Annotated in this window: 25 protein-coding genes; 6 read left to right on the forward strand and 19 right to left on the reverse strand. The window is 66.3% G+C overall.

Annotated features, from left to right (window positions below; all coding sequences use genetic code 11):
- Positions 1–6 precede the first annotated feature (6 nt).
- The 6 genes from ACTG4X_RS27715 to ACTG4X_RS27740 all read left to right on the forward strand — a co-directional run bounded on the left by ACTG4X_RS27715 (position 7) and on the right by ACTG4X_RS27740 (position 3,596).
- Positions 7–1,326 (forward strand): CHASE3 domain-containing protein, encoded by a 1,320-nt coding sequence (locus ACTG4X_RS27715; protein WP_093178720.1) that lies wholly within the window; start codon positions 7–9, stop codon positions 1,324–1,326.
- A 199-nt stretch (positions 1,327–1,525) separates the two neighbouring features.
- Entirely contained in the window at positions 1,526–1,690 is a 165-nt protein-coding gene (locus ACTG4X_RS27720; RefSeq protein ID WP_007837165.1) for a DUF1328 domain-containing protein, read from the forward strand.
- 53 nt (positions 1,691–1,743) lie between these two features.
- Positions 1,744–2,121, forward strand: coding sequence for a hypothetical protein (locus ACTG4X_RS27725; protein WP_093058053.1), 378 nt, complete (start codon positions 1,744–1,746; stop codon positions 2,119–2,121).
- Positions 2,122–2,162: 41 nt separating this feature from the next.
- Positions 2,163–2,546, forward strand: a complete 384-nt coding sequence (locus ACTG4X_RS27730; protein ID WP_440532447.1) for a hypothetical protein — start codon at positions 2,163–2,165, stop codon at positions 2,544–2,546.
- A complete protein-coding gene (locus tag ACTG4X_RS27735; RefSeq protein ID WP_440532448.1) occupies positions 2,533–3,045 on the forward strand; it encodes a hypothetical protein in 513 nt (170 codons plus the stop codon). Before ACTG4X_RS27730 ends, ACTG4X_RS27735 begins: the two co-directional genes overlap by 14 nt.
- Positions 3,042–3,596: a ferritin-like domain-containing protein gene (locus ACTG4X_RS27740; protein WP_440532449.1), complete on the forward strand. Its 555-nt coding sequence runs from the start codon at positions 3,042–3,044 to the stop codon at positions 3,594–3,596. Before ACTG4X_RS27735 ends, ACTG4X_RS27740 begins: the two co-directional genes overlap by 4 nt.
- A gap of 98 nt (positions 3,597–3,694) precedes the next feature.
- Here ACTG4X_RS27740 and ACTG4X_RS27745 read toward each other — a convergent pair whose 3' ends face one another.
- The 19 genes from ACTG4X_RS27745 to ACTG4X_RS27835 all read right to left on the reverse strand — a co-directional run bounded on the left by ACTG4X_RS27745 (position 3,695) and on the right by ACTG4X_RS27835 (position 22,157).
- Positions 3,695–4,213: a BON domain-containing protein gene (locus tag ACTG4X_RS27745; RefSeq protein WP_093178722.1), complete on the reverse strand. Its 519-nt coding sequence runs from the start codon at positions 4,211–4,213 to the stop codon at positions 3,695–3,697.
- Between the two features lie 65 nt (positions 4,214–4,278).
- Positions 4,279–4,476 (reverse strand): CsbD family protein, encoded by a 198-nt coding sequence (locus ACTG4X_RS27750; protein WP_440532450.1) that lies wholly within the window; start codon positions 4,474–4,476, stop codon positions 4,279–4,281.
- Between the two features lie 125 nt (positions 4,477–4,601).
- Positions 4,602–5,426, reverse strand: a complete 825-nt coding sequence (locus ACTG4X_RS27755) for a DUF429 domain-containing protein (RefSeq protein WP_440532451.1) — start codon at positions 5,424–5,426, stop codon at positions 4,602–4,604.
- Positions 5,427–5,430: 4 nt separating this feature from the next.
- Positions 5,431–6,312 (reverse strand): EamA family transporter, encoded by an 882-nt coding sequence (locus ACTG4X_RS27760; RefSeq protein WP_097198210.1) that lies wholly within the window; start codon positions 6,310–6,312, stop codon positions 5,431–5,433.
- 10 nt (positions 6,313–6,322) lie between these two features.
- Positions 6,323–6,745: a BLUF domain-containing protein gene (locus ACTG4X_RS27765; protein WP_093057484.1), complete on the reverse strand. Its 423-nt coding sequence runs from the start codon at positions 6,743–6,745 to the stop codon at positions 6,323–6,325.
- A 3-nt stretch (positions 6,746–6,748) separates the two neighbouring features.
- A complete protein-coding gene (gene folE / locus ACTG4X_RS27770; RefSeq protein ID WP_093057483.1) occupies positions 6,749–7,480 on the reverse strand; it encodes a GTP cyclohydrolase I in 732 nt (243 codons plus the stop codon).
- A gap of 73 nt (positions 7,481–7,553) precedes the next feature.
- Positions 7,554–8,327 (reverse strand): endonuclease/exonuclease/phosphatase family protein, encoded by a 774-nt coding sequence (locus ACTG4X_RS27775; RefSeq protein WP_440532452.1) that lies wholly within the window; start codon positions 8,325–8,327, stop codon positions 7,554–7,556.
- Positions 8,324–8,800: a dihydroneopterin triphosphate diphosphatase gene (gene nudB / locus ACTG4X_RS27780; RefSeq protein ID WP_440532453.1), complete on the reverse strand. Its 477-nt coding sequence runs from the start codon at positions 8,798–8,800 to the stop codon at positions 8,324–8,326. Before nudB ends, ACTG4X_RS27775 begins: the two co-directional genes overlap by 4 nt.
- Before the next feature lie 15 nt (positions 8,801–8,815).
- Positions 8,816–10,621, reverse strand: coding sequence for an aspartate--tRNA ligase (gene aspS, locus ACTG4X_RS27785; protein WP_093057480.1), 1,806 nt, complete (start codon positions 10,619–10,621; stop codon positions 8,816–8,818).
- 38 nt (positions 10,622–10,659) lie between these two features.
- Positions 10,660–11,292, reverse strand: coding sequence for a DUF502 domain-containing protein (locus ACTG4X_RS27790; RefSeq protein ID WP_093057479.1), 633 nt, complete (start codon positions 11,290–11,292; stop codon positions 10,660–10,662).
- Between the two features lie 9 nt (positions 11,293–11,301).
- A complete protein-coding gene (locus tag ACTG4X_RS27795) occupies positions 11,302–11,637 on the reverse strand; it encodes an FmdB family zinc ribbon protein (RefSeq protein ID WP_093077447.1) in 336 nt (111 codons plus the stop codon).
- 102 nt (positions 11,638–11,739) lie between these two features.
- Positions 11,740–13,188, reverse strand: a complete 1,449-nt coding sequence (locus tag ACTG4X_RS27800) for a sodium:solute symporter family protein (RefSeq protein WP_440532454.1) — start codon at positions 13,186–13,188, stop codon at positions 11,740–11,742.
- A 13-nt stretch (positions 13,189–13,201) separates the two neighbouring features.
- Positions 13,202–14,767, reverse strand: coding sequence for a ubiquinone biosynthesis regulatory protein kinase UbiB (gene ubiB / locus ACTG4X_RS27805; protein ID WP_093077450.1), 1,566 nt, complete (start codon positions 14,765–14,767; stop codon positions 13,202–13,204).
- Positions 14,764–15,333: a ubiquinone biosynthesis accessory factor UbiJ gene (locus ACTG4X_RS27810; protein WP_093057475.1), complete on the reverse strand. Its 570-nt coding sequence runs from the start codon at positions 15,331–15,333 to the stop codon at positions 14,764–14,766. Before ACTG4X_RS27810 ends, ubiB begins: the two co-directional genes overlap by 4 nt.
- A 160-nt stretch (positions 15,334–15,493) precedes the next feature.
- Entirely contained in the window at positions 15,494–16,516 is a 1,023-nt protein-coding gene (locus tag ACTG4X_RS27815) for a Tim44 domain-containing protein (protein ID WP_093057474.1), read from the reverse strand.
- Between the two features lie 32 nt (positions 16,517–16,548).
- Positions 16,549–17,280, reverse strand: a complete 732-nt coding sequence (gene ubiE / locus ACTG4X_RS27820; protein ID WP_093057473.1) for a bifunctional demethylmenaquinone methyltransferase/2-methoxy-6-polyprenyl-1,4-benzoquinol methylase UbiE — start codon at positions 17,278–17,280, stop codon at positions 16,549–16,551.
- A gap of 148 nt (positions 17,281–17,428) precedes the next feature.
- Positions 17,429–17,842, reverse strand: coding sequence for a gamma-butyrobetaine hydroxylase-like domain-containing protein (locus ACTG4X_RS27825; RefSeq protein ID WP_093057472.1), 414 nt, complete (start codon positions 17,840–17,842; stop codon positions 17,429–17,431).
- Complete coding sequence (locus tag ACTG4X_RS27830; RefSeq protein WP_440532455.1) at positions 17,842–18,282, reverse strand: HIT family protein; 441 nt, start codon at positions 18,280–18,282, stop codon at positions 17,842–17,844. Before ACTG4X_RS27830 ends, ACTG4X_RS27825 begins: the two co-directional genes overlap by 1 nt.
- The gene (locus ACTG4X_RS27835; RefSeq protein WP_093077613.1) at positions 18,279–22,157 is read right to left on the reverse strand and encodes a DUF3683 domain-containing protein; all 3,879 of its coding nucleotides are present in this window, start codon (positions 22,155–22,157) and stop codon (positions 18,279–18,281) included. The genes ACTG4X_RS27830 and ACTG4X_RS27835 overlap by 4 nt, the downstream gene beginning before the upstream one ends.
- Between the last annotated feature and the right edge of the window lie 84 nt (positions 22,158–22,241).

Below are 22,241 nucleotides of genomic sequence, written 5' to 3' on the forward strand. Positions count from 1 at the left end.
CCAAGAATGGCCGTGAGCCTGCTGCTCGCGGCGCTGGCTGCGCTGGCCCTCGTCGGCATCAACGAGGCCGGCTACCGGCAGTCGAGCCGCGCCCTCGCCGACATCGACGAGGCGCAGCAGATGCGGGGCGCGCTCAACCAGATCCTGCAGAACATGCTGGATGCCGAGACCGGCCAGAGAGGCTACCTGCTGACCGGCGAGGCGAACTACCGAAAACCCTATGACGACGCGGTCAAGCAGGTCGACGGCCAGCTCGCGACCCTGCGCCGGCTGTACGCCGGCCGTCCGGCCGAACTCACCCAGCTGGCCGAGCTGTCGAAGCACGTGCTGCGCAAGGTGGCCGAGATGGACATGAGCGTGCGGCTGCGCCAGGACGGCAAGGAAGATGCCTGGAAGTTCGTCATCACGACCGACGTGGGCCGCGAGGAGATGGACTCCATCCGCGCGACGGCGGGCGAGCTGGTGAAGATCAGCAACGTCACCCTGCACCAGAGCCAGGAGCAGGTGCTGCGCTCGCTGCAGCTGGCGCGCATCGGCACCGCCATCGTGGCGCTGGCCGCGCTGTTCGCCTTCTTCCTGTACCTGCGCCAGACGCATGCGCTGCACTCCATCGGCGAGCGCCAGCAGGAGGCCCTGCAGCGCGAGCGCAATGCGCTGGAAGACGAAGTGCGCGAACGCACCGCCTCGCTGGCCGAACTGGCCACCCACCTGCAGGACGTGCGCGAGACCGAGCGCGGCTATCTTGCGCGCGAGCTGCACGACGAACTGGGCTCTCTGCTCACCGCCGCCAAGCTGGACGTGGCGCGGCTGAAGTCGCGGCTGGCGGACTCGCCCGACGCGATCCAGCGGCTGCAGCACCTGACCGACCTGCTCAACAGCGGCATCGCGCTCAAGCGCCGCATCATCGAAGACCTGCGGCCGTCGTCGCTCTCCAACCTGGGGCTGGTCGCCTCGCTGGAGATCCTGGGGCGCGAGTTCGGGGAACGCTCGGGCCTGCAGATCGAGATGGCGCTGGAGCCGGTAACCATGGACGAGTCGCGCCAGCTCACCATCTATCGCATGGTCCAGGAAAGCCTCACCAACATCAGCAAGTACGCCGAGGCCAGCGAAGCCACCATCGTGCTGAAGAACTACGACAACCACGTCATCGTGGAAGTGGCCGACAACGGCAAGGGCTTCGACACGCAGCGCATGCGCCCGTCGACACACGGCCTAGCGGGCATGCGGCACCGGGTGGAGGCGGCGCGCGGCAAGCTCACGGTCTCCTCGACGCCGGGCAAGGGCACCCGACTGAGCGCCATGCTCCCCGTCGTCAAGCCGGCCTGAGCTGCCTGCAGGAGCGGCACTTCTGCACGCGCGGGCGCAGAGCGACTCGGCCATCTCCTACGCACCCCGCCCCTGGCCGCTGACAGGTCGGGGGCATGCCCCCACTTAAGGTTGCACCCATGCCATCCGAAGCCTCTGCGCGAGGTTGCGGATGCGATGGTTTTTCATAACGACGAGGCAAGCCTCGAAGGAGTTCCACATGCTGCATTACGCCGTGGTGTTTCTGGTCATCGCCCTGATCGCGGCCCTGTTCGGGTTCGGCGGCATCGCCGCCAGCGCGGTGGGCATTGCCAAGATCCTTTTCGTGATCTTCGCGATCCTCGCGATTGCGAGCTTCCTTGCCGGCTTGCTTCGACGCAAGTAGCGTCGTTACGATCAACAGGCTTGCGCATTTCATTTTTCCGGAAAGGACCTCACATGAACACGACGACCAAGACTCCCTCGCAACTCGCCGACGACGTGCGCCAGACCGCGCGTGAAGCGGTCGAAACCACCCGCGCCTACGCACAGAACGCGGTGAATGCGGCGGGCGAAAAGGTCCGCGACCTGCAACGCGATGCCGAACCGGGTGTCGAGCAGCTCGCAGCCCGCGTGCAGCAAGCCGTTCAGCGCGGCCTGGACGCCGCGTCCACCACCAGCGCACGTGCGCAGCGCCGCATCGAACAGGCTGCCGACGTCACCGGCCGCTACATCTCCGACCAGCCAGTGCGCTCCGTACTGCTGGCTGCAGCCGCCGGCGCAGCCATCACGGCACTCATCGTGCTGGCCAGCCGCCGCAGCCGGGACGACTATTGATTCGCCGCTGAATTTCCGTCGCTGCACCGGTTCCCGGCACCATGCTTCATCCGATTTTTTCCACGGTGCTCGGGCATCCGGATCTCGTTGCTGAACATCTCGCCAACTACGCCGCCCTCGTCCGCCAGGAATCCGCGCAGGCGGGGCGCGGCCTCGTCGCCCGGCTCGTCGCGGCCTTGCTGGCGATGGCCAGCGCCACGCTGGCCCTCGGGCTCATAGGCGTGGCCGTGCTGCTCGGCGTGATGCACGGCAGCTTTCACTGGGTGCTGGTGGCCGTGCCGGCCGTGGCCGTGGTGATCGCGGCCATCTGTGCGTGGTATGCGACACGGCCCGTGCCGGGCCACGGTTTCGACGACCTGCGCTCGCAGCTCGACGCCGACCTGCAGGCCTTGCGCGACACCGGAGCCCGCCATGGCCAGCGCTGAACGTCATCTCCTCACCCCGCAGCAGCGCCTGGCCCTCTCGCGCCGCGCGCTTGTGCGGCAGCTGAACGACGGCGCTGACGCACCCGACAACGACGATCTGGAATACGCGCAGCACGAAGCCTCGGCTGCTGCGCCGCCGCATGACCAGCACCCGCGCAACCCGCGAGGAGAAAGAGGAAGAAGAGAAGGAGGAGGAACGAGAAACAACGTGTGGCTCGGTGTGGGCCGCAGCGTGGTGGAACGCTGGTGGCGCCGGCACCCCGCGCATGCGGTCGGCCAGCTGGCGCGTCCGCTGCTCGAGCACTACGCGCGCAAGGAGCCGGCCAAGCTGATGGCGGCCGCCGCGGCCACCGGCGCGGTGCTGGTGCTCGTCAGGCCATGGCGACTGCTGTCGGCCACGGCCGTGCTGGCGGCGGTACTGAAGACATCCGACGTGGCTGACCTGGTCAACACGTTGATGCAGAAGACCCCAAGCCCCCCACGAAAGGACCCTCCATGAAAGCCGATGTTTCCTCCAAGACCAACGGACACAAGCACCTGGTGCTCGACCAGGGCGGCCTCGATGCCGCGCGCAAGAGCCTCGACGACGGCGCCGTCACCCCCAGCTACGGCCCCTGGCGCGACGACGTCGTCCAGTTGCTGAACGATGCGCTGGCCACCGAGCTGGTCTGCGTGCTGCGCTACAAGCGCCACTACTTCACCGCCAACGGCGTCGAATCGCCCGCCATCGCCGACGAGTTCCTGGTGCATGCCAACGAAGAGTCGGGCCATGCCGACCGCATTGCCGAGCGCATCGTGCAGCTCGGCGGCGAGCCCGACTTCGCGCCCTCGCGCCTGCTGGAGCGCAGCCACGCGGCTTACGACGAGTCGACCGACCTGCAATCGATGGTGCGCGCCAACCTGATCGCGGAGCGCATCGCAGTGGAGTCGTACCGCCAGATGATCGCGCTGATCGGCGACAAGGACCCGACCACGCGCCGCATGCTCGAAGACATCCTCTCGGACGAGGAAGAGCATGCTGACGAGCTGAAGGACTGGCTCGGTCACTGAACTGAACCAATCAGGGGCTGCGTGCCCCGCCCATGAAAAAGCCCGGTCGAACCGGGCTTTTTCATGGGTGGCCGAGTAAAGCTCGCCAGGGCAATCAATCAGCCCTTCACTTCGAGCTGGTTGCTCACCGACGTCACGCCCTGCACGCCCTTGGCGATCTCTTCGGCACGCGCCTTGGCTGCCGCCGTGGGTGCCGGGCCCTTCAGGCTCACCGCGCCGGCCTTGGTGTCGACGTTGATCTTGATCGCGCTCAGGTCCGGATCCTTGGCCAGGCCCGCGGACACGGAAGCCGTGATGGCGGCATCGTTCACCGTCGCGCTCATCGCCGCGCCGGCATCCTTGGCCGCTTCCTTGGCATTGGCCATGCCTTCCTTCACCTCGGCGGTGGTGCTGGACGACTCGACCTTGGCCGTGGCGTCCTTGACAGCCTGGCCGGTCTTGGCGGCCGCGGTATCGGCGGCCTGCTCGGTCTTTGCCACAGCGCTGTCGAGCTTCTCGCCCGCGGTGCGGTTGTCGGATTTGTCGCAGGCGGCCAGCGTCAGCGCTGCGCCGGCCACGAGCACGGCAAGCCACGCACGCGAATGCGGCATGGCGATGTATTGATTCGATTTGTTCATGGGAATCCTCCAGTCACTCACGGAGATGGAAAAGGGCTGCGGGGTGTGCCCGCCGCCCTGTTCGGTCAAAACTTGTCGGCGCCCGACTTGATCGCGTCCTTGGCCTTTTCCTTGACGTCGCCATAGGTCTTCTGCACCTTGCCGGCGGCCTGGTCGGCAATGCCCTCGCCCTCGAGCTTTTCGTTGCCCACGACCTTGCCGGTGACTTCCTTCAGCTTGCCCTTGGCTTCCTCGACGCGGCCTGCCACTTGGTCCTTGTTCATGTCGCTTCCTTCCTGTTCGGGGTAGTGAAATTCGTGGGCCGGAATGACCCACTGACTTCAATCTAGGCCCCGGCCGGTGACGGCGAATGCCGACGGAAGCCCGAAGCGGTGTAGGACAACAAGGCTCAGGCGCTGACGATCCATCCTTCAAGCGGGTCGACGCTTTCCGGCAGGCCATGGCCCGGTCCGGGGCTGCCGGCGCGCTGCAGGCCCCAGGCCGCCTGCAGGAGGCACAGCACTGCGTCGATGTCGTCGCCGCGGGCGTCGGCCAACAGTTCGGCGCGCTGCGGCCTGGTGATGGAGAGCCGCAGGCCGAGGCGGGTTGTCCCGGCCTCGAGCGCGGCCAGCAGGTCGGCGCGTGCGGCGTGCCGCTCGGGCGTCTGCTTCTGCAGGTCGTCGCTCTTGTAGCTGCGGCGCCCGATCAGCTCGCGCGCCAGCAGGCCGGGGTAGGCCTCCAGCGCAATACGGTCGGCACCGCTGCCTGCGTGCAGGCCTGGAATGCGCGCACCGGCCGCCAGCAGGCGCGGCACGCCCGCATGGAGCATGTAGGCCACTGGCGGGTTGACCCACTTCATCGAGGGGCTGGAGCCCGCAGGCCCGTCCGTCGCACGGTGCGCGAACTTGCCGCCGACCGGGCGCGCCGCGCAGAACGCAGCGAAGGTCTCGCGGATTTCGGCACGGCCCAGGCTGACGTAGTGGGCCATCAGCGGCTTCCACTGCAGGGGCCATCGCAGATGCTCGACGAGTTCGCGCGGCAGGCTGAAGGGAAAGTCAAAACCGCCGGTCCAGGACGGCGTGGCGCACAGCCATTCGCCCCACGCCTGGAGCGTCGCGAAGCGCTGCAGGCTGGTCAGCCTGACGCGGTCGGCACCGGCCAGTTCTCCGACAGCGATCACGATCGGCTTGCGTGCCGTCGGCGCGCTGGAGAAGTCGCAGCCGAACAGCACCATCGCCTCAGCCCATCGCGAGCGCCACCACCCCGGCGGCGATGAACAGCGCGCCGAGCAGCCGCAGCAGCCGGTCGCCTTCGCGCAGCAGGTGGCCGCCGATCAACGCGGCGAACAGCATCGACACCTCGCGCGCCGGCGCGACGTGCGAGATCGGCGCCTGCTGCACCGCGTACAGCACCAGCACATACGACACCGGGCTGACCGCCGCCACCAGCAGCGCGTACTTCCACTGCTCGCGCCACATGCGCGCGGTGGTCGCACGGTCCTTCAGCGCGACAGGCGCCAGCAGCACCATGCGCACGAGATTGCCGAAGTAGTCGAGCAGGATCGGCGACATCGCGAGGAACTTGACCGCGTAGCTGTCGGCCACGGTGTACGCCGCGATGAAGCCGCCGGTCAGCACGCCGTAGCGGATGCCCTTGTGCACGCGCTCGCGCTGCGCCGGGTCATGCGCCTTGCGCCACAGCTTGGGCCCGCCGGCAACGAGGAACACGCCGCCCACCACGCCTGCGATGCCTGCCACGCCAACCAGGCTGATCTTCTCGCCCAGGAAAAGCACCGCCACCAGCGACGACAGCAGCGGCCCCGAACCGCGCGCGAGCGGGTAGACCACCGTGAGGTCCGACTTGCGATAGCCGCGCAGCAGCACGATGAAATAGAAGATGTGCAGCACGCCGCTGAGCACGACGAAGCCCCACTCCGTCACGCCCCAGCCGGGCACCACGTTCCAGCCCAGCGTGATGCCCACGGGCGCCCAGATGAGCATGTTGAACACGCTGGTCTGGAAGCTGAAGCGCGCATCACCGTTCGCCTTCTTGGCGGCGATGTTCCAGCCTGCGTGAACGATCCCGGCGAGCAGGATCAGCGCGAATGCAGAGAGCGGCACCCCTGCCGGACTAGTGACGGCCGACGATGGCGGCGGTGGCCATCAGCTCTTCGAGCAGCGCCAGCGAAACCTTGCCCGACACCGCGTACGGGTTGAGCTCGGGCTTTTCGGAGTACTTCAGCAGCGTCGATGCGTTGAGCTTCGACAGGTTGACCTGTCCCATCGTCCAGCCGCCGAAGCGGCGCTCGGAAATCTCTTCGTAGTGCAGCAGCACCACGTCCTTGTGGCGCGCATCGCGCTGGATGTGGCCGTAGAGCTCGCTGATGGCCATGCGGCCACCCTCGATGGCTTGCAGGAAGGTGCCGGCACCGTAGCAGAGGATGCCGGTGATGCCGCAGGTCGTATTGTGCGTGCGCGATTGCGCAAGAATCGCCTCGATGGCCTCGGGGCTGGTGTCGACGGCGCGGCTGGCGTAGAGAAGTCGGACCAGCATGGCTCAGCTCTTTCTTGGCAGGAGGGAGAGGAATTCGCGGCGCAGGCTCGGGTCTTTGAGGAACACGCCGCGCATCACGGAGTTGATCATCTTGCTGTCCATTTCCTTCACGCCGCGCCAGGCCATGCAGAAATGCTCGGCTTCCATGACCAGCGCGAGGCCGTCGGGCTGCGTCTTTTCCTGGATCAGGTCAGCCAGCTGCACCACGGCTTCTTCCTGGATCTGGGGACGGCCCATGACCCACTCGGCCAGGCGCGCGTACTTCGACAGGCCGATCACGTTGGTGTGCTCGTTGGGCATCACGCCGATCCAGAGCTTGCCGATGATCGGGCAGAAGTGATGCGAGCAGGCGCTGCGCACGGTGATCGGGCCGACGATCATCAGCTCGTTCAGATGCTCGGCGTTGGGAAACTCGGTGAGCGAGGGCGGCGCCACGTAGCGGCCGCGGAACACCTCGTTCAGGTACATCTTGGCGACGCGGCGCGCAGTGTTGTCGGTGTTGTGGTCGTTCTCGACGTCGATGACCAGGCTCTGGAGCACGCCCTTCATCTTGACCTCGACCTCGTCGAGCAAGGCCTCCAGCTCGCCGGGCTCGATGAACTCGGCAATGTTGTCGTTGGCGTTGAAGCGCTTGCGCGCCGCGGTGAGGCGCTCACGGATCTTCACAGAGACGGGCGTACCCTCGTCATCGTCGTTTCGATCGGGGCGCGGGTCGACGTCGGTTTTCCTCAGCATGGCGGGGATCGTACCAGTGAATGGCTCCAGACATTCGGGCCCGCAACGCCCGTCCCTTCTTGGAGCAATGCTATCAATTAAGGAGCATGAAATCGGCCACCAGCGGCAGGTGGTCGGACATGCGAGCCCAGATGGGGCCGCGCGGCACCGTGCAGGCCAGCGGCTCCAGCCTGCGTCCGTAGACGAAGTCGAGCTGCGCCACCGGCAGGCGCGAGGGGTACGTGAGCGTGCGCGGACCGCGCAGGTCGCTGGTGTCGCGCAGGCCCATGGCATTCATGGCGTAGCGCATGCGCGCGCCCCAGTCGTTGAAGTCGCCTGCCACCACAACGGCCTCGTCGGGCGGCACCTCGCGGTCGATGAACTCGCGCAGGCGCGCAATCTGCCGAACCCGGCTGCCCTTGATGAGCCCGAGGTGCACCACGATGGTGTGCACCCGCCGACCCTCCACGTCGATCACCACGTGCAGCAGCCCGCGCTGTTCGAAGCGATGGTCGGAAATGTCCTGATGGTTGATTCGCAGCACCGGCCAGCGCGTGAGCAGCGCATTGCCGTGCTCGCCGTGGCGCGTGACGGCATTGGTTTCGTAGACGGCGGTGTAGCCCTCGGGCGCGAGGAAATCGGCCTGCGGCAACTCGGGCCAGCGCGCGAAACGGGCGGCCGCCTGCCGGTTCATCTTGCGCACTTCCTGCAGGCAGACGATGTCGGCGTCGAGTTGCTCGATGGCGTGGCCGAGGTTGTGGATTTCGAGCCGCCGTGCGGGTCCGATGCCTTGAACACCCTTGTGGATGTTGTAGGTCGCGACCCGGAGGTTCTGCGTTGCTGCTACTGCTGCTGCCGGCTGGTTCATCGCGCAAATTCTGGCAGCAACAGAATGGCTTCGGCATTCGATGGGGAAAAGCAGGCATCCGCCGCTTCGTGGTACGGCAGCCAGCGCCAGTCGGTGTGCTCGCGCGGATCGAGCGTGGGCGTGATGCGTTCGGGCACGCACAGGCCGAACAGATGCTCGGCGTTGTGGGTGATACCGGGCGCGTAGCGGGCGCGCCAGCGGGGGTAGATCTCGTAGACGTTGCGCAGCTGCCAGTCGACCAGTTGCGAGGCCAGCGCCGTGCCTTCGCCGCACTGGATGCCGGTTTCCTCGGCCACCTCGCGCGCCGCGGTGAGCGCGAGCGGCTCATCGGCCGCGTCCTTGCTGCCCGTGACCGACTGCCAGAAGTCGGTCTCGGCATCCGCACGCCGGATCAGCAACACATCGAGCGCCGGCGTGTGGATCACGACCAGCACCGACTCCGGGATCTTCCAGGGTCGAGGGCTGGTCGTCATGGGCGCCTCAGAGCATCAGGCGGCTTGGGGCGTGTTGCGCAGCTTGATGTGCAGCTCGCGAAGCTGCTTCTCGTCGACCGGGCTCGGCGCCTGCGTCAGCAGGTCTTGCGCGCGCTGGGTCTTGGGGAAGGCGATCACGTCGCGGATCGACTCGGCGCCGGTCATGAGCATGACGAGGCGGTCCAGGCCGATGGCAATGCCGCCGTGCGGCGGCGCGCCGTACTGCAGCGCGTCCAGCAGGAAGCCGAACTTGAGCTGCGCGTCTTCGGCGCTGATCTTCAGCGCGCGGAACACCTTGCTCTGCACTTCCTCGCGGTGGATACGCACCGAGCCGCCGCCCATTTCGATGCCGTTGAGCACCATGTCGTAGGCCTTGGCAATGCACTTCTCGGGAGCCGTGTCCATGAGGTCTTCATGGCCGTCCTTCGGCGCGGTGAACGGATGGTGCACGGCGCTCCAGCGCTGGCCTTCCTCGTCGAACTCGAACATCGGGAAGTCCACCACCCACAGCGGTGCCCAGCGGTCGTCGAAGAGGCCCGCCTTCTTGCCGAAGGCGCTGTGGCCGATCTTGACGCGCAACGCGCCGATGGCGTCGTTGACGACCTTTTCCTTGTCGGCGCCGAAGAACAGGATGTCACCGTTGCGGGCACCCGTGCGGGCGATGATCTCGGCCAGCGTGCTGTCGTCGAGGTTCTTCACGATCGGGCTCTGCAGGCCTTCGCGGCCGGCTTGTGCGTCATTGACCTTGATGTAGGCCAGGCCCTTGGCACCGTAGATCTTGACGAACTCCTGGTACGCATCGATTTCGCCGCGCGACAGGCCGCCCTCGGCGCCGCCGCCGGGCACGCGCAGCGCCACCACGCGGCCACCGGTCATGGTGGCGGCATTCGAGAACACCTTGAACTCGACGCGCTTCATCAGTTCCGTCAGCTCGGTGAATTCGAGCTTCACGCGCAGGTCGGGCTTGTCCGAGCCGTACTTGAACATTGCGTCGGCATACGTCATGGTCGGGAACACCGGCAGGTCGATGCCAGCGGCGTTACGGAAAACGTTGCGAATCATGCCTTCGAACATCTCGCGGATTTCCTCTTCGGCGAGGAACGAGGTCTCGATGTCGATCTGCGTGAATTCGGGCTGGCGGTCGGCGCGCAGGTCTTCGTCGCGGAAGCACTTCACGATCTGGTAGTAGCGGTCGTAGCCGGCCACCATCAGCAGCTGCTTGAACAGCTGGGGCGACTGCGGCAGCGCGAAGAAGCTGCCGTCGTGCACGCGGCTGGGCACGAGGTAGTCGCGCGCGCCTTCGGGCGTGGACTTGCCGAGCATCGGCGTCTCGATGTCGATGAAGCCGTTGGCATCGAGGAACTTGCGCGTTTCCATCGTCACCTTGTAGCGCAGCATCATGTTGCGCTGCATGGCCGGGCGGCGCAGGTCGAGCACGCGGTGCGTGAGGCGGGTGGTTTCCGACAGGTTGTCGTCGTCCAGCAGGAACGGGGGCGTGACCGAGGGGTTCAGCACCTTCAGTTCGTGGCACAGCACTTCGATCTTGCCGCTCTTGAGCTGGTCGTTGGTCGTGCCTTCGGGGCGCGCGCGCACGAGGCCGGTGATCTGCACGCAGAACTCGTTGCGCAGGTTCTCGGCCACGGCGAAGGTGGAGGCGCGATCGGGGTCGCACACCACCTGCACGTAGCCTTCGCGGTCACGCACGTCGATGAAGATCACGCCACCGTGGTCGCGACGACGGTTGACCCAGCCGCACAGGGTGACGGTTTGGCCCAGCAGGGCTTCGGTCACGAGACCGCAATAGTGAGTACGCATGGCCATAGGAATCCATTCCGGCGCCTTGTCGGCGCGTTCGTTTTTTATGAGTTGGAAGATTTCACCGCCACCGTGGTGGGGCCGCCTGGAACGACCACCCCCATCGAGACGATGTACTTGAGCGCTTCGTCCACGCTCATCTTCAGTTCGATGCAATCGCTGCGCTTGAGCATCACGAAGTAGCCGCCCGTGGGGTTGGGCGTGGTCGGCACGTAGACGCTGAGGAATTCCTCTTCGCCGAGGTGTTCAGCGACTTCGTTGCCGGGCGCACCGGTGACGAAGGCGATGGTCCACACGCCTTCGCGCGGCCACTGCACCAGCACCGCAGTGCGAAAGGCATTGCCGTTCTCGGAGAACAGCGTGTCCGACACCTGCTTGACGCTGGAGTAGATCGAGCGCACCACCGGAATGCGGCGCACCACGGCGTCGCCCCAGCCGAGCAGGCGCTTGCCGACGAAGTTGCTGGCGGTGGCGCCCACCACCAGCAGGATCGCCAGCGTGAGCAGCACGCCCAGGCCGCGCACCTTGTGGTCGCTGAGCCAGACCTGCCATTGCTCAGGCAGCAGCCACAGCGTCTGGTCGAGCGTGCCGATGATCCAGTTCAGCACGCCGAGCGTGATGACCAGCGGCACGATGACCAGCAGGCCGGACAGCAACCATTTGCGCAGGGCGAGCATGGTGATCGATCAGTCGCCGCTCTTGGCGGCAGCAGCCGGCGCGGGGGCCGGTGCCGCGGGCGCCGGAGCGGGGCTCGGCGTGGCGGCGGAAGAGGAAGATTCGGTGGACTTGGCACCGTCGCTCGACACGGGCGCCGTGGCAGGCTCGGCCTTCTTGCCGCCGCCCTCACGGAAATCGGTCACGTACCAGCCCGAGCCCTTGAGCTGGAAGCCGGCGGCCGTGACCTGTTTTTCGAATGCGCTCGCACCGCACGCCGGACACACCGTCAGGGGCGCGTCGGACATCTTTTGCAGGGCGTCTTTGGCAAAGCCGCAGGCGCTGCACTTGTAGGCGTAGATGGGCATGGGAAATGAGGTCAAAAAGCGGCGCAGCTGCCGCTCGCAAAGCCCTCGATTATAGGGGCGCCCCTGCCAAAGGGCGCCCAGCCCGACCGCCGAGCCCGGGCTTCAGGCTGGCTCGGTGGCCAGCGGGCGGTGCGGCGTGTGAGTGTTCGCCAACCATTGCGGCAGCAGCGAGCCGGCCACCATGCCCACGAACGAGCACAGCACGCCCGCCAGCTGGGCCGGGAACGCGCTGCCCCAGGGCATCCAAAGGAACAGCAGCCACACGCCGATGCCCAGGACGATCGAAGCGGCTGCCCCCTGGGTGCTGGCGCGGCGCCAGTACAGGCCGCACACCAGCGGCACGAAGGCCCCCACCAGCGGCACCTGGTAGGCACCCGACACCAATTCGTAGATCGGGGTGCCCTGCATGCGAATGGCGTAGGCCAGCACGGCGGCGCTGAACAGCAGCACCGTGATGCGCATCGTCATGAGGTTCTGGCGATCGGTGCCGGCCGGGCGGAACTGGCGCCAGATGTTCTCGGTGAAGGTGACGCTGGGCGCCAGCAAGGTGGCCGAGGCGGTCGACTTGATGGCCGACAGCAGCGCACCAAAAAACAGCACCTGCATCACGAACGGCATCTTCTGCAGCACCAGCGTGGGCAGCACCTTCTGCGGATCTTCCTTCAGCAGCGTGGCGGTCTGCTCCGGCATGATCAGCAGCGCGCTGGCCACCAGGAACATCGGCACGAAGGCGAACAGGATGTACGCCACGCCGCCGATCACCGGGCCGCGCTGGGCCGCCTTGACGCTGTTGGCCGACATCACGCGCTGGAACACGTCCTGCTGCGGAATCGAGCCAAGCATCATCGTGATGGCAGCCGCGAAGAAGAACACCATGTCGTGCCAGCTCGGCTCGGGCCAGAACTTGAAGAGGTCCTTGCTCACGGCAAAGGCCACCACCTTGTCGGCGCCGCCGGCCATGTTGCCCGCGAACACCGCGATGACGGCCAGGCCAGCCACCAGGATGATCATCTGCATGAAGTCGGTCACCGCCACCGACCACATGCCGCCGAACAGCGTGTAGGCCAGGATCGAGACCACCCCGATCACCATGCCCACCGGAATGCTGATGGCGTCGCCCGACAGCAGGTTGAACACCAGCCCCAGCGCCGTGACCTGCGCCGACACCCAGCCCAGGTAGCTCAGCATGATGATCAGCGAGCAGGCCACTTCCACCGTACGGCCGTAGCGCTCGCGGTAGTAGTCGCTGATGGTCAGCAGTGTCATGCGGTAGAGCTTGCCCGCGAAGAACAGGCCCACCAGGATCAGGCAGGTGCCCGCGCCGAACGGGTCCTCGACCACGCCGTTGAGCCCGCCCTCGATGAACTTCGCCGGGATGCCGAGCACCGTTTCGGAGCCGAACCACGTGGCAAAGGTGGTCGTAACGATCATGAAGAGCGGCAGGTGCCGCCCGGCAATGGCGAAGTCGGTGGTGTTCTTCACCCGCTTGGCGGCATAGAGGCCGATTGCGATGGTGACCAGCAGATAGACGATGACCAGCGTCAACAACACGGCGGAAACTCCTCTAGAACAAGCGCACGCGCACCAGCAGTTGCATGGCGAGCAACCCCAATACAAAACCTATGCCACCGTACACGATGGTCTGGAGCAACCGGTTGGTGCGCTTCTGCTCGGCCAGCAGTTCGAGCAGCTCGCGGCGGTTGTCGGACGGGCGATTTTCCAGGAAATCGTGCAGCAATCGAGGAAGCTGGGGCAGCAGCTTGGCGTATCGCGGCGCCTCGGCCTTGAGCTGCTGCAGCAGCTTCTTGGGGCCGATCTGGTCGACCATCCACTTCTCGAGGAAAGGCTTGGCTGTGGCCCAGAGGTCGAGTTCTGGGTCGATGTTGCGACCCAGGCCCTCGATGTTGAGCAGCGTCTTCTGCAGCAGCACCAGCTGCGGCTGGATCTCGACGTGGAAGCGGCGCGAGGTCTGGAACAGGCGCATCAGCACCATGCCCAGCGAAATCTCTTTCAGCGGCCGGTCGAAGTACGGCTCGCAGACGGTGCGGATGGCACCCTCCAGCTCGTCGATGCGGGTGCCCACCGGCACCCAGCCGCTTTCGAGGTGCAGTTCGGCCACGCGCTTGTAGTCACGCCGGAAGAAGGCCACGAAATTCTGCGCGAGATATTCCTTGTCCGACTCGGTCAGCGTGCCGATGATCCCGAAGTCCAGCGAGATGTAGCGCCCGAAGGTCTCGGGCTCCAGGCTCACCTGGATGTTGCCGGGGTGCATGTCGGCGTGGAAAAAGCCATCGCGGAACACCTGAGTGAAGAAGATCGTGACGCCGTCGCGCGCCAGCTTGGGAATGTCGACGCCGGCCGCGCGCAGGCGGTCCATCTGCGCGATGGGCACACCCTTCATGCGCTCCATCACGATGACCTCGGGATGGCAGAAGTCCCAGAACATCTCGGGGATCAGCACCAGGTCGAGCTCGGCCATGTTGCGGCGCAGCTGGGCGGCGTTGGCGGCCTCGCGCACCAGGTCGAGCTCGTCGTGCAGGTACTTGTCGAACTCGCCGACCACCTCGCGCGGCTTCAGGCGCTTGCCGTCGGCCGAGAGGTTTTCGAGCCAGCCGGCCATCATGGCCATCAGCGCCAGGTCTTTCTCGATCACGCCGCGCATGTTGGGGCGCAGCACCTTGACCGCCACTTCGCGCACATCGCCCTGGTTGGTGCGGATGGTCGCGAAATGCACCTGCGCGATCGACGCGCTGGCAATGGGCGTTTCGTCGAACTGCACGAACACGTCGCCTACCGGGCGGCGGAATGCGCGTTCGATGGTGGCAATGGCCACCGCCGACGGGAACGGCGGCACGCGGTCCTGCAAAAAGGCCAGCTCGTCGGCGATGTCGGGCGGCAGCAGGTCGCGCCGGGTCGACAGCACCTGGCCGAACTTCACGAAGATGGGGCCGAGGCGCTCGAGCGCCTCGCGCAGCCGCTGGCCGCGCGGCGCGTCGAGGTTGCGCCCGATCGAAACGACACGCGCCACAACGAGCAGCCAGGGCTTCCGGAAGCTCGTGAGCACGAGCTCGTCGAGGCCGTAGCGCAGCGCGACCCAGACAATGAACAGTCCGCGGTAGAAGCGCCTCATTCGGCCGTGCTCGCCGAGCCGGCCGTCGAGCCGCCAGCCTTGGCCGTGCGGTCGCCGACGAACTGGCGCAGCGCGCCCACGACACGCCGCACACCGTTGCCCAGAGTGTGCGCAGGCACGTCGCCGATCACGCGGGCAAGGTCGTCCTCGACGTCCCAGCGCACGTGGTCGACCAGCCAGTTGACCTCGGCTGCCAGCTGCACGTCACCGATGATCTGCACGGCCGGCTTGTCGCCGCGCAGCGTGGCGCGGGCGATATCGAAGGGGGAATCGTCGGTGACGGTGAGCGTGAGCTCGGGCACCGAACCGGCGGGAGCCAGGTCGAGCAGGCCGGCCGGCGTGGCCACCAGTTCCATGGTCACGAAGCGCCACTGGAAGCGCACCACCCGCCCCTGCTGGCGCAGCAGCCGCTGCTGGGCCTCGGGCTCCTGCTGCAGCACATGGTTCAGGAACAGGACCGCGCGGTGCTGGATCTCGTGAACGGCCCAGTCCGGCGGCTGCAGGCGCTCGCCGATGCGGTTGAAGAGGTCGCCGAGAAAAGAAAATGGGGACGATGGTGTGGCCATGTCCCCATTATCCCGTCACTGTCGCGCCCCGCGACTCATGGACCGCATGCCCTTTTCCAGAAACACCGCAGAACCGGCTTTGCCGGGCTGCTGGTGTTGCCCCCGGCAGGGGGTAGGAGAAGCGACACGAAGCGCGCGAACCCTGGGGGCGAGCCTTTATTTACTGCAGTGCTTGCACGCCAGCCACCAGCCAGCCGCTGTTGCCGCTGGTCGGCTTGGTCATGTTCCACACTTCGCGGAACGGACCCGGGCCGGCCGAGGCGTCTTCGCGGATCATGCCGGAGAACTCCACGCTGGCCATGTAGGCGTCGGGCAGCTCTTCGATGCCCAGCAGCTTGGCGTCGAGCATCACGACTTCAGTCTTGTTCGAGGCACCGCCGGTGTGGCTGGCCCGGTCGGCCAGCTGCGCGCGGATCTCGTCGACCATGCCGTCGGTCATCATCGAACGCAGCATCGACACGTCGGCGCGGTCCCATGCGTCCTGCAGCGTCACGAAGTTGCGCTTGGCTGCGCCAAGGAAGCCGTCGATGTCGAAGCCCGCGGGAATGCCCCAGGACTGCGAACCGGCAAGTGCCGAGCCGATCATGCTGCCACCGGCCGCGGCGCCCGCTGCCGAGAGGCTGCTGCCATGCGGTGCGTCGTTCGAAGGCGTGGCGTCGAAGGCCGCTGCATTGCGCTCCCACGGACGCGCCGACGCATCGTTACCCACGTTGGCCGGGCTGTACTGCACCGGTGCGCTGGCATTGGCGGGGCTGCCGCCTGCGCCCTGGAACGCGAAGCCGCCCTGGCGATTGCCGGCAGGTTGCGAGCGCGACTTGATCATGCGCCACACCACCACGCCGGCCAGCACGAGCAGGCCGATCAGCAGGATGTTGCCGAAGCCGGCACCGAGGCCGAGCGAGCTTGCGAGCCATGCGAGGCCAAGGCCAGCGGCCAGACCGCCGAGCATCGCGCCCCACGGACGTTTCGGTGCAGCGGCGGCGGGTGCGGGCGTTGCGGGCTTCGCCGCCGCCGCGTTGGTCGCACTCTGCTGCGAAGGCGCGCTGGGCGATGCGGACTCGCGCTGCGTCACGTTGGACGACTGGCGCCCCACCGACTTGCCACCGCCCATGCGGGCAGCCTCGGCCTGGACACTGCCCAGCACCAATGCAGCGGCCAAAAATAAAGAACCCAAACTCTTCATGTCGTCTCCTCTTGAGCGAAAGATTCGCTTCATCAACATTTGATTCCAACATGGAGGGCGGCGATGCCACCCGTCATGTTGTGATAGTCCACATGTCCGAAACCGCCCTCTTTCATGAGGGTCTTGAGCTCCTCTTGCGAGGGGTGCATCCGGATCGATTCGGCGAGATAGCGATAGCTCGCGTCGTCGCCGGCCACGAGCTTGCCCAGGCGGGGCAGCACGTTGAAGGAGTACCAGTCGTAGGCCTTTGCGAGCGGCTTCGCGACCTTCGAGAATTCGAGCACCAGCAACTTGCCGCGCGGCTTGATCACGCGGTTCATTTCCTTGAGCGCGATGTCCTTGTGCGTCATGTTGCGCAGGCCGAAGGCCACCGTGACAACGTCGAAGTGGTTGTCCGGAAAAGGCAGCTTCTCGGCATCGCAGACCATGGTGGGCAGCACCACGCCGGCATCGAGCAGGCGGTCGCGACCAGTGCGCAGCATGGCCTCGTTGATGTCGGTGTGAACCACTTGCCCGCTGGCGCCGACCTTCTTTGCGAAGGCCAGCGCGAGGTCGCCGGTGCCGCCAGCGATGTCGAGCACGCGCGAGCCTTCGCCCACGTTCGCGACCATCACGGTGTACGCCTTCCAGGCGCGGTGCAGGCCGGCCGACATCAGGTCGTTCATGACGTCGTAGCGCGAGGCAACCGAATCGAAGACACCGCGAACGCGGCGGGCCTTCTCGCTTTCGTCGACTGTTTCGAAGCCGAAGTGTGTGGTACTCATGCAACCGATGTTAGGCCGGAAGCCTTCACATCAAGCCGACGACCCCGCGCGCACGGCGGGCATTTGTTGCTTTTTTCGTCCCGCCCTTCCTGGGGGTAGGGCTATCTTTTCAATAGCGCGGCGCGGATTTTCAGGCGAATTCGCGCGCTCAGTGGCTGCCGCAGGCGTGGCCGCTCTTGTCGATCATCGGCGTGTCGCGGTCGACGCCCGCTTCGAGAAGGCGGCGCTCGTAGGTGGCCCACAGCTCGGCCTGCTTCTCGCCCAGTTCGTAGAGCAGGTCCCACGAGTAGATGCCCGTGTTGTGGCCGTCGCTGAAGGTCGGCTGCACGGCGTAGTTGCCGACCGCTTCGAGGTCGACGAGTTCGACCTCGCGCTTGCCCGTCTGAAGGATTTCCTGGCCCGGGCCATGGCCTTGCACCTCGGCCGACGGCGAGTAGATGCGCATCAGCTCGAAAGGGATTCGAAAGGTCGCGCCATCGGAGAAGCCCACTTCGAGCACGCGCGACTGGCCGTGCACGGTGATCGATTGCGGCGTCGGTGCGCCCGGTTTCAAGCCTGCCATCAGAAACTCCTGTTGCCCAAGCGTTCGATCATCGCAGCCTCGAGGGCTGGCAGGCGCGCGGCGATATCCGCTTCCTGTGCCGCATTGCGTTCGCGCTGCACCGGCGCCCACACCGAGCCCGGGAAATGGCTGTCGTCTGCGAAGCGCGCGATCACGTGCCAGTGCAGATGCGCCACCATGTTGCCGAGCGCCGCGAGGTTGATCTTGGCCGGCTTCAGATGCTCGCGCAGGCACCGCTCGACGACCGCCACTGCTTCCATGCACAGCGTGCGGTCCGCTGCATCAAGGTCTGAGAACTCCGCCGCATGGTCACGCCACACCACGCGATAGAAAGCCGGAAAGCCCGCCTCTTCCGCATGGATGACGCGCAGCTTCGCGCCCTCGAACACGAGGCGACCACCCGGCCCCTCGCACAGCACGCAGCCCTGTACCCTCGTCACACCAGCACCCGCTCGATCCCGCCCTGATTGGCTGCGGCCACATAGGTCGGCATCCAGTCGGCACCGAGGATCTTGTTGGCCATCTCGACCACGATGTAGTCGGCTTCGAGCAGGCCATTGTTCAGGTCGTTGCCGTAGCGCGAGAGGCCTTGCAGGCAGCTCGGGCAACTGGTGAGGATCTTCACGTTGTCCTGTGCGCCGACCTTGCCGGAGTCGCGCAGCGCGGCTTCACCCTTCTTCAGCTCTTCTTCCTTTCGGAAGCGGATCTGCGTCGAGATGTCGGGCCGCGACACGCCCAGCGTGCCCGACTCACCGCAGCAGCGGTCGTTCTTGAGCACGTTGTCACCGACCAGCGCCTTCACTGTCTTCATCGGGTCCTGCAGCTTCATCGGCGAATGGCAGGGATCGTGGTACAGGTAGCCGCCACCGCCCGCATCGGCAAGCGTGATGCCCTTTTCGAGCAGGTACTCGTGGATGTCGATGATCCGGCAGCCCGGGAAGATCTTGTCGAACTGGTAGCCCTGCAGCTGGTCGTAGCAGGTACCGCAGCTCACCACCACCGTCTTGATGTCGAGATAGTTGAGCGTGTTGGCCACGCGATGGAAGAGCACGCGGTTGTCCGTGATCATCTTCTCGGCCTTGTCGAACTGGCCGCTGCCGCGCTGCGGATAGCCACAGCACAGGTAACCCGGCGGCAGCACGGTTTGCACGCCCGCGTGCCAGAGCATCGCCTGCGTGGCAAGGCCGACCTGCGAGAACAGGCGCTCCGAACCGCAGCCCGGAAAGTAGAAGACGGCCTCTGTCTCGGAGGTGGTCGCCTTCGGGTTGCGGATGATCGGCACGTAGTCGGCATCCTCGATGTCGAGCAGCGCGCGCGCCGTCTTCTTCGGCAGGTTGCCCGGCATCTTCTTGTTGATGAAGTGGATCACCTGCTCCTTGATCGGCGCCGGGCCGAGCGTGGCTGGCGGTGCGGCCGTCTGCTTCTTCGCGAGGCCGCGCAGCAGGTCGTTGGCCATGCGCTGCGCCTTGAAGCCGATGCCCACCATGCCCGCGCGCACCGCCTTGATGGTCTGCGGATTGGTCGCATTCAGGAAGAACATCGCGGCCGCATTGCCAGGACGGAAGCTCTTCTGGCCCATCTTGCGCAGCAGGTTGCGCATGTTCATCGACACGTCGCCGAAGTCGATCTTCACCGGGCACGGCGTGAGGCACTTGTGGCACACGGTGCAGTGGTCGGCCACGTCCTCGAACTCTTCCCAGTGCTTGATGCTGATGCCGCGCCGGGTCTGCTCTTCGTAGAGGAAGGCCTCCACCAGCAACGAGGTCGCGAGGATCTTGTTGCGCGGGCTGTAGAGCAGGTTGGCACGCGGCACGTGCGTGGCGCACACAGGCTTGCACTTGCCGCAGCGCAGGCAGTCCTTCACGCTGTCGGCAATGGCGCCGATGTCGCTCTGCTGCATGATCAGCGACTCATGGCCCATGAGGCCGAAGCTCGGCGTGTAGGCGTTGGTCAGGTCGGCGTGCAGCGTCTGCGCCTCGCCGGCAGGCGCACGCAGCAGCTTGCCCTTGTTGAAGCGGCCTTCGGGGTCGACCCTGGCCTTGTATTCGGTGAACGGGCGCAGTTCTTCGTCGCTCAGGAATTCGAGCTTGGTGATGCCGATGCCGTGCTCGCCCGAGATCACGCCGTCGAGGCTGCGCGCCAGCGCCATGATGCGCACCACCGCGGCATGCGCGGTCTGCAGCATGTCGTAGTTGTCGCTGTTGACGGGGATGTTGGTGTGCACGTTGCCGTCGCCCGCGTGCATGTGCAGCGCGACCCACACGCGGCCCTTGAGCACTCGCTTGTGGATGGCCGTGCACTCGGCCAGGATCGGCGCGAACTCGGCGCCCGAGAAAATCTCCTGCAGCGGCTGGCGCAGTTGCGTCTTCCAGCTCGCACGCAGGCTGTGGTCCTGCAGTTGCGGGAACAGCGCATCGACGTTCTGCAGCCAGCCGGCCCAGAGCGTGCGCACTTCCTGCACCAGCGCCACGGCCTGTGCCACGCGGTCTTCGAGCAGCTCGGCCGCCGGAATCTCGTGCGCATCGTCGGTCTTGCCCAGCGGCAGGTTGCCGCGCATGAGAAAGGCTTCGAGCTCGTCGGTGAGCGCGAGCTTGTTCTGCAGCGACAGCTCGATGTTGATGCGCTCGATGCCGTCGCTGTACTCGGCCATGCGCGGCAGCGGAATCACCACGTCTTCGTTGATCTTGAAGGCGTTGGTGTGCTTGCTGATGGCGGCCGTGCGCTTGCGGTCGAGCCAGAACTTCTTGCGCGCCTCGGGGCTGATGGCGATGAAGCCTTCGCCGCTGCGCGAGTTGGCGATCCGCACCACCTCGGAGGTGACACGGGCCACCGCATCGGCGTCGTCGCCGGCGATGTCGCCGAACAGCACCATCTTCGGCAGGCCGCCGTGCTTCTTCGACTTGGTGGCGTAGCCCACCGCCTTGAGGTAGCGGTCGTCCAGGTGTTCGAGGCCGGCCAGCAGCACGCCCGAGCGTTTCTGCTCGGCGAACATGAAGTCCTTGATCTCGACGATGCTGGGCACCGCGTCCTTGGCGTTGCCGAAGAATTCGAGGCACACGGTGCGCGTGTGCGAGGGCATCTTGTGCACCACCCAGCGGCAGCTGGTGATGAGGCCGTCGCAGCCCTCTTTCTGGATGCCCGGCAGGCCCGAGAGGAACTTGTCGGTCACGTCCTTGCCCAGGCCTTCCTTGCGGAAGGTGCGGCCAGGGATGTCCAGGCGCTCGGTGCGCAGCTTGGTCTTGCCGTCGGCAGCGTAGTACTGCAGCTCGAACACGGCGCTCTCGGCGTCGTGGATCTTGCCGAGGTTGTGGCCGATGCGCGTGACTTCGAGCCATTCGGCCTGCGGCGTGACCATGCGCCACGAGGCGAGGTTGTCGAGCGCCGTGCCCCATAGCACGGCCTTCTTGCCGCCGGCGTTCATGGCGACGTTGCCGCCGACGCACGAGGCCTCGGCCGACGTCGGATCGACCGCGAAGACGAAGCCCGCGCGCTCGGCCGCATCGGCCACGCGCTGCGTGACCACGCCAGCTTCGGTCCAGATGGTGGGCACGGGGTCGGCCAGGCCGGGCAGCGAGACGTGCTCGACCTCGGTCATAGCCTCGAGCTTCTCGGTGTTGATGACGACGCTGTTCCAGGTCAGTGGGATGGCGCCGCCGGTGTAGCCGGTGCCGCCTCCGCGCGGAATGATGGTCAGGCCCAGCTCGATGCAGCCTTTCACCAGCAGCGCCATCTCGACCTCGGTGTCGGGGCACAGCACGACGAAGGGGTACTCCACGCGCCAGTCGGTGGCATCGGTGACGTGCGACACGCGCGACAGCCCGTCGAACTTGATGTTGTCCTTGGCCGTGAGCCGGCCCAGCACGCGCGTGGCCTTGCGGCGCAGAGCGGCAACGTCGCGGAACTTGGTGTCGAAGGCGGCGACCGCCTCGCCCACGAGGCCGGTGAGCTCGCCCACGAGCTGGTCGCGCGGCAGGTCGCTGTCGGGGGTGCGGCGCTTTTGCACCTCGGTCAGGCGGTGCCTGAGGGCATCGACCAGCTGGCCGCGGCGGCGCGGGTTGTCGAGCAGGTCGTCGACGAGGTACGGGTTGCGCTGCACCACCCAGATGTCGCCGAGCACTTCATAGAGCATGCGGGCCGATCGGCCGGTGCGGCGCTCGGCCCGCAAGGTCTGGAGCAGTTCCCAGCCGCGTTCGCCCAGCAGGCGAATCACGATCTCGCGATCGGAGAAGCTGGTGTAGTTGTACGGGATCTCGCGCAGTCGGACAGGCTCTGCGGCCTGTGCCAACAGCGTGTTCAACGCAGTCGGAGCATTCATCGGGTGGGGCGCCTCGGCCGGGCGCTGCGCGCCCATAGCCGGGCTGGGGATTTTAGGGCAGCGCCTGGGGACTTGCCTCGTGAC

It is taken from the genome of Variovorax sp. YR566 (assembly GCF_051992195.1).
GTDB lineage: Bacteria > Pseudomonadota > Gammaproteobacteria > Burkholderiales > Burkholderiaceae_C > Variovorax.

Excerpts from the sequence above, each read along its gene's own strand:
- ACTG4X_RS27715 (WP_093178720.1), top strand. The coding sequence starts at position 7 with ATGGCCGTGAGCCTGCTGCTCGCGGCGCTGGCTGCGCTGGCCCTCGTC.
- ACTG4X_RS27720 (WP_007837165.1), top strand. The coding sequence starts at position 1,526 with ATGCTGCATTACGCCGTGGTGTTTCTGGTCATCGCCCTGATCGCGGCC.
- ACTG4X_RS27725 (WP_093058053.1), top strand. The coding sequence starts at position 1,744 with ATGAACACGACGACCAAGACTCCCTCGCAACTCGCCGACGACGTGCGC.
- ACTG4X_RS27730 (WP_440532447.1), top strand. The coding sequence starts at position 2,163 with ATGCTTCATCCGATTTTTTCCACGGTGCTCGGGCATCCGGATCTCGTT.
- ACTG4X_RS27735 (WP_440532448.1), top strand. The coding sequence starts at position 2,533 with ATGGCCAGCGCTGAACGTCATCTCCTCACCCCGCAGCAGCGCCTGGCC.
- ACTG4X_RS27740 (WP_440532449.1), top strand. The coding sequence starts at position 3,042 with ATGAAAGCCGATGTTTCCTCCAAGACCAACGGACACAAGCACCTGGTG.
- ACTG4X_RS27745 (WP_093178722.1), bottom strand. The coding sequence starts at position 4,213 with ATGAACAAATCGAATCAATACATCGCCATGCCGCATTCGCGTGCGTGG.
- ACTG4X_RS27750 (WP_440532450.1), bottom strand. The coding sequence starts at position 4,476 with ATGAACAAGGACCAAGTGGCAGGCCGCGTCGAGGAAGCCAAGGGCAAG.
- ACTG4X_RS27755 (WP_440532451.1), bottom strand. The coding sequence starts at position 5,426 with ATGGTGCTGTTCGGCTGCGACTTCTCCAGCGCGCCGACGGCACGCAAG.
- ACTG4X_RS27765 (WP_093057484.1), bottom strand. The coding sequence starts at position 6,745 with ATGCTGGTCCGACTTCTCTACGCCAGCCGCGCCGTCGACACCAGCCCC.
- folE (WP_093057483.1), bottom strand. The coding sequence starts at position 7,480 with ATGCTGAGGAAAACCGACGTCGACCCGCGCCCCGATCGAAACGACGAT.
- ACTG4X_RS27775 (WP_440532452.1), bottom strand. The coding sequence starts at position 8,327 with ATGAACCAGCCGGCAGCAGCAGTAGCAGCAACGCAGAACCTCCGGGTC.
- nudB (WP_440532453.1), bottom strand. The coding sequence starts at position 8,800 with ATGACGACCAGCCCTCGACCCTGGAAGATCCCGGAGTCGGTGCTGGTC.
- aspS (WP_093057480.1), bottom strand. The coding sequence starts at position 10,621 with ATGGCCATGCGTACTCACTATTGCGGTCTCGTGACCGAAGCCCTGCTG.
- ACTG4X_RS27790 (WP_093057479.1), bottom strand. The coding sequence starts at position 11,292 with ATGCTCGCCCTGCGCAAATGGTTGCTGTCCGGCCTGCTGGTCATCGTG.
- ACTG4X_RS27795 (WP_093077447.1), bottom strand. The coding sequence starts at position 11,637 with ATGCCCATCTACGCCTACAAGTGCAGCGCCTGCGGCTTTGCCAAAGAC.
- ubiB (WP_093077450.1), bottom strand. The coding sequence starts at position 14,767 with ATGAGGCGCTTCTACCGCGGACTGTTCATTGTCTGGGTCGCGCTGCGC.
- ACTG4X_RS27810 (WP_093057475.1), bottom strand. The coding sequence starts at position 15,333 with ATGGCCACACCATCGTCCCCATTTTCTTTTCTCGGCGACCTCTTCAAC.
- ACTG4X_RS27815 (WP_093057474.1), bottom strand. The coding sequence starts at position 16,516 with ATGAAGAGTTTGGGTTCTTTATTTTTGGCCGCTGCATTGGTGCTGGGC.
- ubiE (WP_093057473.1), bottom strand. The coding sequence starts at position 17,280 with ATGAGTACCACACACTTCGGCTTCGAAACAGTCGACGAAAGCGAGAAG.
- ACTG4X_RS27825 (WP_093057472.1), bottom strand. The coding sequence starts at position 17,842 with ATGGCAGGCTTGAAACCGGGCGCACCGACGCCGCAATCGATCACCGTG.
- ACTG4X_RS27835 (WP_093077613.1), bottom strand. The coding sequence starts at position 22,157 with ATGAATGCTCCGACTGCGTTGAACACGCTGTTGGCACAGGCCGCAGAG.